A 15285-nucleotide genomic window follows, 5' to 3' on the forward strand; every position below is an offset into this window, starting at 1 on the left:
CACCATGCCCAAACTGGGGATTGGCAGAACATGACGAACAACGATCTCCTGAAGTACCTGACGAGGGTCGGGTTCATCGGCTACGGCCTGCTGCACCTTGCCCTCGCCTGGGTCGCCGCGCAGATCGCGTTCGGTCAGGGCGGCGAGGAGGGCGACCAGTCCGGCGCCTTCCAGAAGCTCGCCCATCAGCCCTTCGGCGAGCTGCTGCTGTGGTTCGTGATCGTCTGCCTGGTGGCGCTCGCGGTGTGGCAGGCCATCCTGGCGGTCTGGGGCCACCGCGACTCGCACGGCAAGGAACGCGTCTTCGAGCGCCTCTCCTCCGGCGCACGGGTGGTCGTCTACGCCGTCCTCGCGTGGACCGCGGGCAAGGTCGTGCTCGGCGCGCCCTCCTCCAGCGCCAACCAGCAGCAGGAGGCCACCGCCGGGATCATGGCCAAGCCCGCCGGGGCGTGGCTGATCGGGCTGGTCGGCCTCGGCGTGCTCGGATTCGGCCTCGGGATGCTCTGGTACGGCCTGAAGAAGAAGTTCGCCAAGAAGCTCAGCTACGCCGGGCCCCACGGGCACCAGGCGGCCGTCCGCGCGGGGCAGATCGGCTACGCGGCGAAAGGTGTGGCGTTCGGCATCGTGGGGTACCTGCTGATCGACGCGGCCGTCACCAACGACCCGGGCAAGTCGCGCGGGCTGGATGCGGCGCTGCACACGCTGGCCGGGCAGCCGTACGGCAAGTTCCTGCTGCTGGCGGTGGCCCTCGGGGTGGCCGCATTCGGCGTCTACTGCTTCTTCCAGGCCAAGTACCGCAAGGTCGGATCGTGAGCGTTCGTTCCGCGGTGGTCATCAACCCGTCGAAGGTCCTCGACCTCGGCGAACGGCGGCGCGAGCTGTGCGGGGCGCTGGCCGACGCCGGCTGGCCCGAGCCGCTGTGGCTGGAGACGACGCCCGAGGACCCGGGCTGCGGCATGGCCCGCGAGGCCGCGGCGGCCGGGGTCGAGGTGGTGCTCGTCTGCGGCGGGGACGGTACCGTCATGGCGGTCGCCGGCGAGCTCGCCGGCACCGATGTGGCGATCGCGCTCGTGCCCTCCGGCACCGGGAACCTGCTCGCCACCAACCTGGGCGTCCCGCACGACGTGGCCGAGGCGGTCGCCGTCGCCATCACCGGCCGGCGGCGGCGCATCGACGTGGGCGAGGTCGAGGGCGCCGGCGTGTTCACGGTGATGGCCGGGATGGGCTTCGACGCGGCGATGGTCGGCGACACGCCCGACTCGGCGAAGGCGCGCTTCGGCTGGGCGGCGTACGTCGCGACCGGGCTGCGCAATCTCACCCGGCGCCGCGCGTCCGTGCGCATCCGTCTCGACGGCGGGCGCTGGCTGCGCCGGCGGGTCAGCAGCGTGCTGGTGGCCAACGTGGGGCGGCTGCAGGGCGGACTGCCGCTGCTGCCCGACGCCGAGCCGGACGACGGCTACCTGGACGTCGCGGTGCTCACCCCGAGCCACGTGGGGGACTGGGTCCGGCTGGCGGGCGGGGTCCTGCTGCGCCGCGGCGCGGCGACGCACGGCCTGGAGACGTTCCGGGCCCGGTCGGTCGAGGTGCACGCGGCGCGGGACGAGCCACGCGAGCTCGACGGGGACGTGGTCGCGCCGGCGCGCCGGCTGGCCGCGCGCGTCCGGCCCGGCGCGCTGGTCGTCTGCGTGCCGTGAGCGTGCGCGCCGCCGCCTGCGGTTAGGCGCCCGGATTGTCGTCTTCGTGGCGTTTCAGGTCTTCTTCCCACCGGCGCAACAACTCCGCGTCCTTGCGGGACTGCGTCGTGTCGATGCCGCGCAGGAAGTCGGGGTCGTCGTCGGGGGCGGTCGCCCGTTTGCGGGAGCGGCCGCCGGCGACCACGCCCGCGCGTTGCTCGAGCGACACCGGGCGCCCGGCGAAGAACCAGGCTATGGGGCCGATGACCGGCACGAGCAGGATCACGAGAACCCACACGGGCCGGGGCAGCCCGCGTATGTCCCCGCGCTCCGCGGAGAGGCAGTCGATCAGCGCGTACAGCGTCACGACCAGCACGATCAGGAAGGGCAGTGCACGTCCCATGGCGCCATCATGACTCAGCGAAGGGGGTCATGACATCAGCAACAGGGTGCCCATCGCGCAGTACAGCAGGATGAGCGTGATGAGCGCGGGCAGTTCCCGCCCGATCGGGGTGACCACCGACCTCATCCGGCGCCGCACGAGCCCGGCCGCCGCCGCCCAGACGAGGCCGACGGCGGCGATCGCCCATGCGGCGCGCCCGGGCGTCAGGTGTACCGCGGCCAGCCGGGCCAGCAGCAGCGCGACCGCCGTCAGCGAGACCAGCGTCCGCCGCCACGAGAGCTGGGTGCGCTCGACCTGCAGGCCCGGGACCGTCATAGCAGCGTGGCGACCAGCAGCGTGACCGCGCCCGCGGTGATCACGAGGGCCAGGATCGCGGGGAAGTGCGAGGGCGGCAGCGCCTCACCCTTGCGCATCGCCTTCTCGCTGCGGGCCCAGTGATCCACCGCCCGCAGCGCGACCATGGCCCCGAGCGCGAGCAGGCCCACCGCGATGACGATGCGCAGCCGGTGCTCGGGCAGGAACTGGGCGACCGCGAGCCCGCCGCCGATCAGGGCCAGGGCGGTGCGCAGCCACGCCAGGAAGGTGCGCTCGTTGGCCAGCGAGAAGCGGTAGTCGGGCGCGCTGCCGACCGAGCGGACCTCGTCCGGGTCGAACCAGAGACGGACCGTCGACCATATGGACATGCCCCACAAGGTACGACCTGCGCTCAGCCGGCCCCGTTGAGGTGCCAGAGCTCGCGGACCGCGTCCGCCACGCAGGCTCCCGCAGGCGGCCGCACGTGCAGAGATGGTCGTCCGGGGCCTCGCGGCGGTGGTGTGTGACCAATTCCGCAGCGTGCTGGGCGACCGACGCCGACAGCGGACGCTGCACCTCGAAGATGCCGGTATTCCTCGACATTTCACCCACCCCCTCACCCAGAGTGCGCCCGGTTCGTGATGCTTTTCACCGCCACCGCCAACCTACTGACAAGTAACATTCGGGAGGCCAGCCTGTTACCGCTCCGCGTGAGCCGTAACGTGGGGCCCAAGTCGCCAGCGACGGCGCGGTGACTGTCAAGCAGGAGGACCTCGGACCACGATGAAGATCGTCGTACTCGTCAAGCAGGTGCCGGACTCCGGTGCGGATCGCAACCTGCGCAGTGACGACAACACTGTCGACCGCGCGTCGGCCAACAATGTGATCAACGAGATGGACGAGTACGCCATCGAGGAGGCGCTGCGCCTCCAGGAGGCGCACGGCGGCGAGGTCGTCGTCCTGACCGTCGGCCCGGAGCGCGCCTCGGAGTCCATCCGCAAGGCGCTGTCCATGGGCCCGGACTCGGCCGTCCACGTCGTCGACGACGCGCTGCACGGCTCCTGCGCCGTCACCACCTCGAAGGTGCTCGCCGCGGCCATCGGCCAGCAGCGCGCCGACCTGGTGATCTGCGGTGCCGAGTCGACCGACGGCCGCGTGCAGGTCCTGCCGCACATGATCGCCGAGCGCCTGGGCATCGCCGCGCTGACGGGCGCGCGCAAGGTCACCGTCGAGGGCTCCCAGCTGACCGTCGAGCGGCAGACCGACGAGGGCTACGAGGTCGTCACCGCCGCGACCCCCGCGATCATCAGCGTCTGGGACACGATCAACGACCCGCGGTACCCCTCCTTCAAGGGCATCATGGCCGCCAAGAAGAAGCCGCTGCAGACCCTGTCGCTGGCCGACCTGGGCATCGAGGCCGGCGAGGTCGGCTTCGACGGCGCCACGAGCGCGGTCGTCGAGCACAGCAAGCGCCCGCCGCGGCAGGCCGGCAACAAGGTCGACGCGGGCGACGACGGTGGCGTGAAGCTCGTCGAGTACCTCGCCTCCGAGAAGTTCGTGTAAGGGAGACATCACCATGGCTGAAGTTCTGGTCGTTGTAGAGGCCTCCTCGCAGGGCGGCATCAAGAAGGTCACGCTGGAGATGCTGACCCTGGCCCGCACGCTGGGCGGCGACGTCGCGGCGGTCGTGTTCGGGGACGCCTCTTCCCTGACGGACAAGCTGGGCGAGTACGGCGCCACGAAGATCTACACCGCCGCGGGCGCGGACCTCGACGAGTACCTCGTCGCGCCGAAGGCCACGGTCCTCGCCGCGCTGATCCAGCGCGTCTCGCCGGCGGCGGTCCTGCTCGCCTCCTCGCAGGAGGGCAAGGAGATCGCGGCCCGCGTCGCGGTCAAGCTCGACAACGGCGTGCTGACCGACGTGGTCGCGCTGGAGGCCGACGGTACCGCCACGCAGGTCGTCTTCGCCGGCTCGACAATCGTCAAGTCCAAGGTCACCAAGGGCCTGCCGATCGTCACGGTGCGCCCCAACTCCCTCACCCCCGCCCCCGCGCCCGCGACCCCGTCGGTCGAGGCCGTGGAGGTCGTCGTCGAGGACCGCGACAAGCTCGCGAAGGTCGTGGAGCGCAAGGTCGAGGCCAAGGGCGCCCGCCCCGAGCTCGCCGAGGCCTCGATCGTCGTCTCCGGCGGCCGCGGCGTGGCCAGCGCCGACAACTTCAAGCTGGTCGAGGAGCTCGCCGACCTGCTCGGCGGCGCGGTGGGCGCGTCGCGCGCGGCGGTCGACTCCGGCTTCTACCCGCACCAGTTCCAGGTGGGCCAGACCGGCAAGACGGTCTCGCCGCAGTTGTACGTGGCCCTGGGCATCTCGGGCGCGATCCAGCACCGCGCGGGCATGCAGACGTCGAAGACGATCGTCGCGGTCAACAAGGACGCCGAGGCGCCGATCTTCGAGCTGGCCGACTTCGGCGTGGTCGGCGACCTGTTCAAGGTCGTGCCGCAGGCGGCGGAGGAGATTCGCAAGCGTAAGTAGCTTTGGTTGTACTTTGGCAGCCTTTTTACGGCCTTTTTGCGGCTTTTAAGCAGCTTTTCTGCAGCTTTTCTGCGGCTTTTTTTGCAGCGCTCGTCGCCGTCTCGGCGGCGGGCGCTGCTTCGTCTCTATCGCAGTGTTCCCCGCAGCATGCTCTGCCCCGAGTGGGCCGCGTTGCCGTCGTGGGGTTCGACCGAGATGTCGATGATGTTGTACCGCGACAGGTCCAGCGACGCCGGCACCGTCAGCGACGGCTCCTTGCCCAGCACGCCGAGCGCCTCCATGCGCACGGTCGGGTCGTCCCGGTCGAGCAGCCACGCCTCGTAGTCGGCGTCGCGCGGGACCGGCATGCCCTCGGCGTGCACGACGAGGCGGCGCTCGCCGTCGACCAGACGCAGGCAGGCGTAGCCGCCGGCGCCTTGAGGTGCGCCGGGGAGCGCCTGGAGCGGGACGCGCGCGTCCTGGGCCCGGCACCCGGCGACGTCATCGCCGCGACGCAGCCACAGGGCGGTGCCGCCGGCCGCGACGAGCGCACCGACGACGGCGGCGGTCGCGGCGACGGCGATGGTGTTGCGCCAGCGCCTCCGCGCCTTCGTTGGCCGGGCGCTGGTTCTGTGGGCCGCCAGCGGGCCGTGCTCTTCGCCCGGTCCGTGCTCTTCGCCCGGTCCGTGCTCTTCGCCCGGTCCGCGCTCTTCGCTCTCGCCGTGCTTTTCGCTCTCGCCGTGCTTTTCGCTCGCGCCGTCTGGTTCGCTCGCGCCGTCTTCTTCTCTCGGGCTGGGCTCTTCCTTCGCGCCGTGCTGTCCGCTTGCCTCTCCGCTTGCGTCGTGCGCTTCCCTCGGACCGTGCTCGTTGTTCGCGTCCGCGTCCGCGCCCGCCGGGACGAACCCATTGCCCACGGCCGGGTCGGGTACGGGCCGGGCCGGCGGTGGATCGGTGTGCAGGCTCACGGCGGGCGGGGGCACCGCACGCCCGGACGCGGCCAGCTCCGCGCGGATGCGCTGCCACACGTGCTCGGGCGGCGGCGGCAGCGCACGCAGCCGGGAGGTCTGCCGCCCCAGCCCGGCGACGTTGCGCAGCGAGTCCATGTCCGCGCGGCACTGCTCACAGGCGTCAAGGTGGCCGGTCTCGTGCTGGTCGAGAGTCTCCTCACCGAGCGCCAGGAGTACCAGCCGCTCGGGCTCCAAATGCGGCACCGTCCACCTCCCATCGGCTGCGTAGGCGGGCCATTCCGCGCCGCAGGTGGCTCTTCACAGTGCCGAGGGGCAGTCCGGTGAGCGCGGCGATCTGAGGATGGGTCAGGTCGTCGTAGAACGCCAACTCGAGCACGCGCCGCTGCTCGCCCGGGAGCCGGGCCATCTCGTCGGCGAGCACGAGCCGGTCCACGATGCGCTCGGGCGGCGCGTCCCCGGCCCCGTCGCGCGCGCCCCCGGCCAGCCGCCGGACCTCCTCGGCGATGCGCCCGTCCCGCGCGGACGCGCGGATCTGGTCGACGACCTTCCGCCGGGCGATGCCGAGCAGCCAGCCGAGCATCGAGCCCCGCTCGGGGTCGAACCCCTCGCGCCCGAGCCAGGCCGCCACGAACACCGCCTGCGTGACGTCCTCGGCGTCGGTGACACTGCCGACGCCGCGCACCGCGAGGTGGAAGACGGCCGGCCCGAACCGCTCGTACGCCGCCCGCAATGCCCGCTCGTCCCCGGCCCGGAACCGCTCGACGAACCCGTCGTCGCCGCCCACTGCCCCGTCGCGGTCCCCGAACCCTCTGCCGCGCCCGGGCCGGCCCGATTCGGTGCCCCCGTCGGGCGCCGCCGCTTCGCCGTGTTCCCGGAACACTGCGCCGTCTCCGGGCCGGGCCGATTCGGTGCCTCCGTCGCCGGCCGCGGCTTCATCGCGCTTCCGGAAGGCTGCGCCGTCCCCGGGCCGGGCCGATTCGGTGCCTCCGTCGCGGGCCGCGGCTTCATCGCGCTTCCGGAAGGCTCCGCCGTCCCCGGGGCGAGACGGCTCGGCGAACCCGTCGTCGCCGCGCGGGCGCCCGGCACTCACCGGGGCCCACCCGGATGCCACGGTCGCCACCATCGCACGGGCACGTCCTGACGCTATCGCAGTCACAGGGGGGAGGTTCCTGATCAAGCATTCGTCGCGCGGTGGCGCCGTGGATGCACCCGGCGCGAAAATCTCTTCAGATTGCGAGAATGGTCGCGTACCGCCTTACGCTGCGTGACCAGCCCACGGCCAGTCCCGACGGGGTCCACGGGCCGCCACCAGGATTGTTCCGAATCGATGGACCGCCCGCGCCCGCGCGACGTGGGGTGCGTTCGTCACGGGCGGTGCTCCCGCGCGCGGCGGGCGCGCGGGAGCGTGGCGATCGCCGCCCACCGGCCGGGAGGTAAGGGGTGCCCGGCCGTTAGGCTTGGCCCCGATGCCGTACCTCGACCACGCCGCCACCACGCCGATGCTCCCGGAGGCGCTCGACGCCTACGTCGCCACCGCGCGCGAAGTCGGCAACGCCTCGTCGCTGCACGCCCCCGGCCGCCACGCCCGCCGCCGGGTCGAGGAGTCGCGCGAGCGGATCGCCGCCGCGCTCGTGGCCCGGCCCTCGGAGGTGATCTTCACCGGCGGCGGCACCGAGAGTGACAACCTCGCGGTCAAGGGCGTCTTCTGGGCCCGCCGCAGCGCCTACCCGGCCCGCAACCGGGTGATCGCCAGCTCGGTCGAGCACCACGCCGTGCTCGACTCGGTCGCCTGGCTGGAGGCCCACGAGGGCGCCGCGGTCACCTGGCTGCCGGTGGACGCGTCCGGGCGCGTACACCCCGAAGCGCTGCAGGAGGCCCTCGCCGGCGGCGACGTCGCGGTCGTCACGTCGATGTGGGCCAACAACGAGGTCGGCACCGTCCAGCCCGTCGCCGAGCTGGCCGAGCTGGCCGCCCGCGCGGGCGTGCCATTCCACACCGACGCGGTGCAGGCCGTGGGCCAGGTGCCCGTCGACTTCGCGGCCAGCGGCGCGGCCGCGCTCACCGTCAGCGGCCACAAGCTGGGCGGCCCCATCGGCGCGGGCGCGCTGCTGCTCGGCCGCGAGGTCGACTGCACGCCGCTGGCGCACGGTGGCGGCCAGGAGCGCGACGTACGCTCCGGCACCCTCGACGTGCCGGCCATCGTCGCCTTCGCGGTCGCCCTGGAGCTGTCGGTCAAGACCCAGCGCGAGTCCGCCGAGCGAGTCGGCCGCCTGCGCGACGCCCTGGTGGAGCGGGTCCGCGCGGCGGTACCCGAAGCCATCCTCAACGGCGACCCCAACGACCGCCTGCCGGGCAACGCGCACTTCTCCTTCCCCGGCTGCGAGGGGGACGCGCTGCTGCTCCTCCTGGACGCCCAGGACATCGCCTGCTCGACCGGCTCCGCGTGCTCGGCCGGCGTGGCCCAGCCCTCGCACGTCCTGCTGGCCATGGGCGCCGACGACGCGCGGGCGCGCTCCTCGCTGCGCTTCACCCTGGGGCACACGTCGACCATGGCGGACGTGGACGCCCTGGTCGCGGCGCTGCCCGCGGCGGTCGAGCGCGCCCATCGAGCGGCCACGAAGAGCCGCTGAGCACATCGCCACGGTCGCGCGGCCGCGCCCCCGAGGCTGAGCGACGCCCCGTTCGGGGCGGCCGGTCCCCCGATGCCCTGGCCGGGCGGCCGGGTCCCCGTCGGCTGCGTCCGCGCGGACGGGCCCCTGACGCCCCGTGCGGGGCGGCCGGCCCCCGACGCCCCCGGGCCGGACGGCCGGCCCCCGCGACGCCGGGTCGGCGCGGCCGGGCCCCTGACGCCCCGTGCGGGGCGGTCGGCCCCCGACGCCCCCCGGGCCGGACGGCCGGCCCCCGCGACGCCGGGTCCGCGCGGCCGGGCCCCTGACGCCCCGTTCGGGGCGGCCGGCCCCGCGACGCCCCGGGCCGGGCGGCCGGGCCCCCGACGCCGCGTCCGCGCGGACGCGGCCGACGGTGATCGTGACGGGCGCGACCGGTCCGGCGGGCCTGGAGGGTCACCCGACGGGTGGTCGCACGAGGGTGCTGAACAGCCGGAACAGGCTCCACCGAACGGCCCGGACCCCGGGTGAGTTACTGATGAGGAACGCCGAACGAGGTCGGTCATGAGGGTGAATCCCATCGGGTGAATTACCACCGAGCGCTACAAATATGACCAGCTAGCGCGGCGGCCGATTTGGTTACGGCCATTCTTTGACGTTTTTCCTGCGGCTTAAGTCGGCCGCTCACCCTATGTTTGCGCCGTGTCAGTCGAAACCCCTTCCTCGGATGAAGCCACCCAGATCATCGCCAGGGACGATCACTCGTCCCCGGTATTCGTCGATGCCTCGGGTCGGCGGGGAAAGCGAATCCGAATCGTTTTCGGCGCGCTCGGCGCGGCGACGCTCATCTACGGAGCGCTGGTGGCCACAAGCCTGGCCGGCGGCCCGCTCAAGCCTGAGCAGCTGCTGCCGTTCCCGGAGCTGGTGAACAACCTGCCGGTGCTCGACCAGCAGCCGCCCGCGGCCCAGCCGGGCAGCAAGAACACGCCGGCCGCCAAGCCGCCCGCCGTCACCACGGCGAAGAAGATCACCACGGCGGGCAAGCCGGCGCAGAGCGACGTGCTCCCCGTGCCGACCGCGACCACGCCCGGCCCGGGTGCGGCCACGACCACGGCGCCGCCCGCGGAGGCCACCGACGCGCCGCCCACGACGCAGCCGAGCACTCAGCCGACCACGCAGCCGCGGCCCACGCACACGAAGACCCAGGAGCCGACCGCGGACCCGACGGACACCGCGGCGCCCACGCCGACGAGCGAGGGCACCGCGCTACCGGGCGTGACATCGGGGGTGGGTCAGACGCCGGGCACGGTGTCGGTCGGGGAGACGTCGACCGGGATCACCGCCACGACGTCCGTCGCCGCGGGCGCGGGTGGCGGCGACGGAGGCTCGGGCGGTACCGCCGCAACACCCAGCGCCACGGCGAGCCTGGGCCTGGCGTGATTCGCAGGCGGAAGGCCGCGAACGGCGGGAAGAAGCGCTTCTCGTTCTCCCGCCTCGTCTTCGGCATCGTCCTGCTGAGCATGCTTGCGGGCGTGCTGTTCGTCGAGGCGTACGTCAACGCCGAGTTCCACCCCGACCACAGCGAGAACGCCGGCCGCCAGTCCACCGTGCCGCAGCAGGTCATCGACGGCGGCCCGATCATCGACACGCGCAACAACCAGGTGCGCTCGTACACGCTGCCGGCCAAGACCATCGCGCTCACGTTCGACGACGGGCCCGACCCCGAGTGGACGCCGCAGATCACGAACGTGCTGCGCCGGCACAACGTGAACGCGACGTTCTTCGTCGTCGGCACCCAGGTGACCCGGCACGCCGACATCGTCGCCGAGCTCGCGCGCGGAGGCGACGAGATCGGCATCCACAGCTTCACGCACCCGCGCCTGGACAAGCTCTCGCAGTGGCAGCGGGAGCTGGAGTACTCCCAGACCCAGCTCGCGGTCATCAAGGCGACCGGGCAGAAGTCCGCGCTGCTGCGCCTGCCCTACTCCTCCAGCGCCGACGCGATCGACGACGCGAACTGGCCATTGATCAAGGACGCCGGGCGCCTCGGGTACCTGTCGATCATGACGGACACCGACAGCCGCGACTGGAGCCGCCCGGGCGTCGACGCGATCGTGCGCGGCGCGACGCCGGAGGGCGACGCGGGTTCGATCGTGCTCATGCACGACGCGGGCGGCGACCGGAAGCAGACCGTCGAGGCGCTCGACAGGTTCATCCCGCTGATGCAGCAGCGCGGGTACACCTTCACCACCATCTCCGGCGGCCTCACCAAGGCCCTCTCCGGGCAGAGCATCGCGCTGGAGTCCCCGGCCAAGCCCTCCGACCAGCGCCGCGCCCTCGCGCTCGTCACGGCCGTCTCCGTGGCCGACTGGATCATGGAACTGCTGCGCGTGCTCTTCCTGATCGTTGGCGCCCTCACGATCGGGCGCACGGTCGCGCTGTTCCTGCTCGCCGGCCGCCACGCGCGGAAGCGTCGCGCGAAGACGTGGCAGTGGGGCCCGGCGGTCGACGAGCCGGTGTCGGTCATCGTGCCCGCGTACAACGAGAAGGAGGGCATCGAGGCCGCCGTGCGCTCCCTCGCGGGTGGCGACCATCCCGGCGGCATCGAGGTCGTGGTCGTCGACGACGGCTCGACCGACAACACGTCCGAGCTGGTCGCGGCGCTGAAGTTGCCCAACGTGCGCGTCGTGCGCATCCCCAACGGCGGCAAGCCGAACGCGCTCAACGTCGGCGTCGCCCTGGCCCGGCACGACCTCATCGTCATGGTCGACGGCGACACAGTGTTCGAGCCGGATTCGGTACGCCACCTGGTCCAGCCGTTCGCCGACCCCACCGTGGGCGCGGTCGCGGGCAACGTGAAGGTCGGCAACCGCAAGTCGATCGTCGCGCGGTGGCAGCACATTGAGTACGTCATCGGCTTCAACCTCGACCGCCGGCTGTACGACCTCCTGCAGGTCATGCCCACGATCCCCGGCGCCATCGGGGCCTTCCGCCGCCAGGCCCTGCGCGACATCGGCGGCATCAGCCACGACACGCTCGCCGAGGACACCGACGCCACCATGGCGCTGTGCCGTTCGGGCTGGCGGGTCGTCTACGAGGAGCGCGCCCGCGCGTGGACCGAGGCCCCGAGCACCCTGCGGCAGTTGTGGCTGCAGCGGTACCGCTGGAGCTACGGAACGATGCAGGCGATGTGGAAGCACCGGCGGTCCATCGTGGACAGCGGCCCGTCCGGTCGCTTCGGCCGCGTGGGGCTGCCCTTCATCGCCTTCTTCGGCATCGCCCTGCCGCTGCTCGCCCCGCTGATCGACATCCTGCTCGTGTACGGCCTGTTCTTCGCCAGCTGGAAGATCACCACGATCGCGTGGGTGGCGATGTTCGCGATGCAGCTGCTCACGGCGATCGTGGCGTTCCGCCTGGACAAGGAGAAGCTGCGGCCCCTGTGGGTGCTGCCGCTCCAGCAGTTCGTGTACCGCCAGCTGATGTACATCGTCCTCATCCAGTCCCTGGGTACCGCCCTGACCGGCGCCCGGCTGCGGTGGCACAAACTCCACCGGGCGGGCTCGGCCGGCGCGAGCGCCCCGATTCCGTCCCAGCCCGCCTCGCCCTCGCCGGCGTCGGTTCTGTCCGCGTCCGCGTCCGCGCCCGGTCTCGAGTCCGCCGCGTCCGCGCGTGACGGTCAGGCTGGCGCCGCGGTGCGTGGTGTAGGCGCGTCCGCGCGCGATGGCCAGGCCGGCGCCGCGGTGCGTGGTGCAAGCGCGTCCGCGCGTGACGGTCAGGTCGGCGCCGCGGTGCGCGGTGTAGGCGCTTCCGTGCGCGATGGCCAGGCCGGCGCCGCGGTGCGTGGTGCAAGCGCGTCCGCGCGTGACGGTCAGGTCGGCGCCGCGGTGCGTGGTGCAAGCGCGTCCGGCCCGGCGGTGCGTGGTGCAAGCGCGTCCGGGCGCGACGGCCAGGTCGGCGCCGGGAACCGTGGTGCGAGCGCGTCCTCGCGTGGGGACGGCTTCGGCGGCGGGAGCTCGGCCTCGGGCGCGTCCGCGCGGGGTGACGACCTCGGGCCCCGGCGCAACGGTGGTGACGCGTCCGCGCGGAAGGACGAGCTCGGGCCGCCTGGCGGGCCATCCGGCGCGTCCGCGCGGGAGCGGGCGGCGAGGGACGAGGGCGCGCAGAGCCGCGGGGTGGCGCAGGTGCCGCACGCGCCCGGGCATCGGGTTTCGGAGCATACGGCCGTGTTGTACGCGGCGTCGTACTCGTCGGTGCTGCGGTCGCGGGCCGCCGAGGTCGAGGGGGAGGAGGACTGAGTGCTGCGGTCACGTCCGGTGGGAACCGGCGGGGAGGGGGACTGAGTGCCGCGTTTTTCGGTGCGCCGTGCGCTTGGTGTCGCGGCGTTCATTGTGGCTTCGCTCGCGCTGGCATCGCTTGCCGTTCGGGCGCCCGAGGGCAGGGATGACGGGCCGGCGGGGGAGACGGCCGCACAGGCCTCACCGGCGGTCGGGCCGACGCCCGGGAACGACGCGACGGTGCCGCCGAGCCCCGACGGGCGGCGCTCCGTACGCATCGGGCCGAACCATAAGATCCGCGGGGACCTGTCGGACCCGCAGAAGAAGGAAATCGCGATGCGGCTCGTGTCCAGCGCGGAGAACTCGACGCTCGACTGGTCGGCGCAGTACAGCTACATCGAGGACATTCACGACGGGCGCGGGTACACGGGCGGGATCGTGGGATTCTGCAGCGGTACCGGCGACATGCGCGCCGTCATCCAGCGCTACACGGACGCGGTGCCGGGGAACAAGCTCGCCGCGTACCTGCCGGCGCTCAAGCGGCTCAACGGCAGCGCCGCGCACACCGGGCTCGACCCGAACTTCACCGCCGCCTGGAAGGCCGCGGCGGCCGATCCCGCGTTCCGGGCCGCCCAGGACGCGGAGCGCGACCGGATGTACTTCAACCCAGCGCTCAGCCAGGCCAAGCAGGACGGCCTGCGGGTCCTCGGCCAGTTCATCTACTACGACGCGATCGTGATGCACGGCGCGAACGGCCTGGCCAAGCTGCGCCGCGCCGCGGCCGCGGCGGCCGCCCCGCCCGCGCGCGGAGGCGACGAGGCGGCCTACCTGGGCGCGTTCCTCGACGCGCGGGTGGCGCTGATGGAGAACGAGGAGGCGCACGAGGACGAGAGCCGGGTCAACGACGCCCAGCGTGTGTTCCTCGCGGCGCGCAACTTCGACCTGGACCCACCGCTGCGGTGGCGGGTGTACGGGGACCTGTACGAGATCGCGGTCTGACCCGCGGCCACGCCCGCGCCCGGAAGCGTCATCATGACGCGTCCGCGCGCGGGCGTGGTGCGTGTGGGGCGCGTGTATGCGGGCGTGGTTCATGTGGGCCGCGTCGCCATGTGGCGCCTTTGGGACACCGCCGTGCTCGGATGCGGGCTCGTGCGCGCGACCGCGCGGGGCTGTGCGGACCGCGCGGGGCTGTGCGGCGCGACCGCGCGGGGCTGTGCGGCGTCGCCGCTCGGGAGGTATGGGGCGGCCCGCCGTACACGGTCACCTCGGCCGTCGCGGTGCTGGCCGTGAAGCCGTGCGGGCGGTGAACCCCCGCCGTGTCGCCGTGTGGGCTGCGTCGGCACGTGCAGCGGGACGGGCCGGTCGCCGCGTCCGCGCGGGAGCGTCGGACGGGCGGGATTGGGAGTGCATCCGCGGCGCCCGGAGCGGTAACTGAACTCCGCCCGGAAAATGCGCCTCCGCGCGCCGGTAGGCTGGGGGCGTGAGAGTGCTAGCGGCGATGTCCGGCGGGGTCGACTCGGCGGTTGCGGCTGCCCGGGCGGTAGAGGCCGGGCACGACGTGACCGGGGTGCACCTCGCGCTGGCGCGTAACCCGCAGACGTACCGCACGGGCGCGCGCGGCTGCTGCACGCTCGAGGACTCGCGGGACGCCCGGCGGGCCGCGGACGTGATCGGGATTCCGTTCTACGTCTGGGACATGGCCGAGCAGTTCCACGAGGACGTCGTGGACGACTTCGTCGCGGAGTACGCGGCCGGGCGCACGCCGAATCCGTGCCTGCGGTGCAACGAGAAGATCAAGTTCGCGGCCGTGCTCGATCGCGCGGTCGCGCTCGGGTTCGATGCCGTCGTCACCGGGCACCACGCGCGGCTGGGCGGCGACGGGCTGCTGCGGCGCAGCGTCGACCTGGCCAAGGACCAGTCGTACGTCCTGGCCGTGCTCACCCGCGCCCAGCTGGACCGGGCGATGTTCCCGCTCGGGAGCTCGACCAAGGCCGAGGTGCGCGCGGAAGCGGCCGAGCGGGGCCTCGCGGTGGCCGACAAGCCCGACAGCCACGACATCTGCTTCATCGCCGACGGCGACACCAAGCGCTTCCTCGCGGAGCGGCTCGGGCAGGCGCCCGGCGACATCGTCGACGCCACCACCGGCGCGGTCGTCGGGCGGCACGAGGGCGCGTACGCGTACACCGTCGGCCAGCGCCGCGGGCTCGACCTGCGCGTCTCCGCGCCCGACCGGCAGCCGCGCTACGTGTTGTCGATCACGCCTGTGACGAACACGGTGACCGTCGGGCCCGTGTCCGCGCTCGACGTCACGGGCGTCGTCGGGGAGCGGCCGGTCTGGACGGTACCGGTGGACGGCGCGGTCGCGTGCGAGGTGCAGATGCGCGCGCACGGTGAGACGCTGCCCGCGACCGTCCACCTCGAGGAGGGCCGCCTCGTCGCCGCGCTCGGGCGCGCCGCGCGCGGCATCGCGACCGGGCAGGCCATCGTCTGTTACGAGCCCTCGCCCGACGGCGACATCGTGCTCGGCTCGGCCACCATCTCGCACACCTCGTGACCTC

The 15285-nt window shown here is 73.0% G+C and carries 14 protein-coding genes; 9 read left to right on the forward strand and 5 right to left on the reverse strand.

The features are described from left to right. The first annotated feature begins 30 nt into the window (after positions 1-30). Together ACPPVO_RS07530 and ACPPVO_RS07535 are read left to right on the forward strand one after the other, a co-directional pair. Positions 31-813, forward strand: coding sequence for a DUF1206 domain-containing protein (locus ACPPVO_RS07530; protein ID WP_426510527.1), 783 nt, complete (start codon positions 31-33; stop codon positions 811-813). Continuing rightward, positions 810-1694: a diacylglycerol/lipid kinase family protein gene (locus tag ACPPVO_RS07535; protein WP_426510528.1), complete on the forward strand. Its 885-nt coding sequence runs from the start codon at positions 810-812 to the stop codon at positions 1692-1694. Before ACPPVO_RS07530 ends, ACPPVO_RS07535 begins: the two co-directional genes overlap by 4 nt. A gap of 22 nt (positions 1695-1716) precedes the next feature. Here the strand turns inward: ACPPVO_RS07535 and ACPPVO_RS07540 are convergent, their stop codons facing one another. From ACPPVO_RS07540 to ACPPVO_RS07550, 3 genes are read right to left on the reverse strand one after another with little or no spacing between them, the layout of a single operon-like run. Continuing rightward, positions 1717-2076 carry a PLD nuclease N-terminal domain-containing protein gene (locus tag ACPPVO_RS07540; protein WP_360369256.1) on the reverse strand — a complete coding sequence of 120 codons (360 nt, stop codon included), beginning with the start codon at positions 2074-2076 and terminating at the stop codon, positions 1717-1719. Between the two features lie 27 nt (positions 2077-2103). Beyond that, positions 2104-2391: a DUF202 domain-containing protein gene (locus ACPPVO_RS07545; RefSeq protein ID WP_426510529.1), complete on the reverse strand. Its 288-nt coding sequence runs from the start codon at positions 2389-2391 to the stop codon at positions 2104-2106. Further along, on the reverse strand, positions 2388-2759 hold the full coding sequence (locus ACPPVO_RS07550) for a YidH family protein (protein WP_426510530.1): 372 nt from the start codon (positions 2757-2759) through the stop codon (positions 2388-2390). The genes ACPPVO_RS07545 and ACPPVO_RS07550 overlap by 4 nt, the downstream gene beginning before the upstream one ends. A gap of 394 nt (positions 2760-3153) precedes the next feature. Between ACPPVO_RS07550 and ACPPVO_RS07555 the strand changes: the two genes are divergently transcribed. Beyond that, entirely contained in the window at positions 3154-3933 is a 780-nt protein-coding gene (locus tag ACPPVO_RS07555; RefSeq protein ID WP_426510531.1) for an electron transfer flavoprotein subunit beta/FixA family protein, read from the forward strand. A gap of 13 nt (positions 3934-3946) precedes the next feature. Then, positions 3947-4900 (forward strand): electron transfer flavoprotein subunit alpha/FixB family protein, encoded by a 954-nt coding sequence (locus ACPPVO_RS07560; protein WP_426510532.1) that lies wholly within the window; start codon positions 3947-3949, stop codon positions 4898-4900. Positions 4901-5025: 125 nt separating this feature from the next. On the opposite strand, the gene ACPPVO_RS07565 is transcribed toward ACPPVO_RS07560, so the two are convergent. Both ACPPVO_RS07565 and ACPPVO_RS07570 read right to left on the reverse strand, forming a co-directional pair. Further along, on the reverse strand, positions 5026-6090 hold the full coding sequence (locus tag ACPPVO_RS07565; protein WP_426510533.1) for an anti-sigma factor domain-containing protein: 1065 nt from the start codon (positions 6088-6090) through the stop codon (positions 5026-5028). Continuing rightward, complete coding sequence (locus ACPPVO_RS07570) at positions 6044-6631, reverse strand: RNA polymerase sigma factor (protein WP_426510535.1); 588 nt, start codon at positions 6629-6631, stop codon at positions 6044-6046. The genes ACPPVO_RS07565 and ACPPVO_RS07570 overlap by 47 nt, the downstream gene beginning before the upstream one ends. Before the next feature lie 682 nt (positions 6632-7313). Between ACPPVO_RS07570 and ACPPVO_RS07575 the strand changes: the two genes are divergently transcribed. The 5 genes from ACPPVO_RS07575 to mnmA all read left to right on the forward strand — a co-directional run bounded on the left by ACPPVO_RS07575 (position 7314) and on the right by mnmA (position 15281). Beyond that, the gene (locus ACPPVO_RS07575; RefSeq protein ID WP_426510536.1) at positions 7314-8477 is read left to right on the forward strand and encodes a cysteine desulfurase family protein; all 1164 of its coding nucleotides are present in this window, start codon (positions 7314-7316) and stop codon (positions 8475-8477) included. A gap of 837 nt (positions 8478-9314) precedes the next feature. After that, positions 9315-9893: a hypothetical protein gene (locus ACPPVO_RS07580; RefSeq protein ID WP_426510537.1), complete on the forward strand. Its 579-nt coding sequence runs from the start codon at positions 9315-9317 to the stop codon at positions 9891-9893. Then, entirely contained in the window at positions 9890-12748 is a 2859-nt protein-coding gene (locus ACPPVO_RS07585) for a glycosyltransferase (RefSeq protein WP_426510538.1), read from the forward strand. The genes ACPPVO_RS07580 and ACPPVO_RS07585 overlap by 4 nt, the downstream gene beginning before the upstream one ends. Positions 12749-13063: 315 nt before the next feature. Further along, positions 13064-13726 (forward strand): chitosanase, encoded by a 663-nt coding sequence (locus ACPPVO_RS07590; protein ID WP_426510539.1) that lies wholly within the window; start codon positions 13064-13066, stop codon positions 13724-13726. Between the two features lie 481 nt (positions 13727-14207). Beyond that, complete coding sequence (gene mnmA, locus ACPPVO_RS07595) at positions 14208-15281, forward strand: tRNA 2-thiouridine(34) synthase MnmA (RefSeq protein WP_426510540.1); 1074 nt, start codon at positions 14208-14210, stop codon at positions 15279-15281. Positions 15282-15285 lie beyond the last annotated feature (4 nt).

This window comes from Dactylosporangium sp. McL0621, from assembly GCF_049995355.1.
GTDB lineage: Bacteria > Actinomycetota > Actinomycetes > Mycobacteriales > Micromonosporaceae > Dactylosporangium.

Excerpts from the sequence above, each read along its gene's own strand:
- ACPPVO_RS07560 (WP_426510532.1), top strand. The coding sequence starts at position 3,947 with ATGGCTGAAGTTCTGGTCGTTGTAGAGGCCTCCTCGCAGGGCGGCATC.
- ACPPVO_RS07545 (WP_426510529.1), bottom strand. The coding sequence starts at position 2,391 with ATGACGGTCCCGGGCCTGCAGGTCGAGCGCACCCAGCTCTCGTGGCGG.
- ACPPVO_RS07530 (WP_426510527.1), top strand. The coding sequence starts at position 31 with ATGACGAACAACGATCTCCTGAAGTACCTGACGAGGGTCGGGTTCATC.
- ACPPVO_RS07550 (WP_426510530.1), bottom strand. The coding sequence starts at position 2,759 with ATGTCCATATGGTCGACGGTCCGTCTCTGGTTCGACCCGGACGAGGTC.
- ACPPVO_RS07575 (WP_426510536.1), top strand. The coding sequence starts at position 7,314 with ATGCCGTACCTCGACCACGCCGCCACCACGCCGATGCTCCCGGAGGCG.
- ACPPVO_RS07590 (WP_426510539.1), top strand. The coding sequence starts at position 13,064 with ATGCGGCTCGTGTCCAGCGCGGAGAACTCGACGCTCGACTGGTCGGCG.
- ACPPVO_RS07555 (WP_426510531.1), top strand. The coding sequence starts at position 3,154 with ATGAAGATCGTCGTACTCGTCAAGCAGGTGCCGGACTCCGGTGCGGAT.
- ACPPVO_RS07540 (WP_360369256.1), bottom strand. The coding sequence starts at position 2,076 with ATGGGACGTGCACTGCCCTTCCTGATCGTGCTGGTCGTGACGCTGTAC.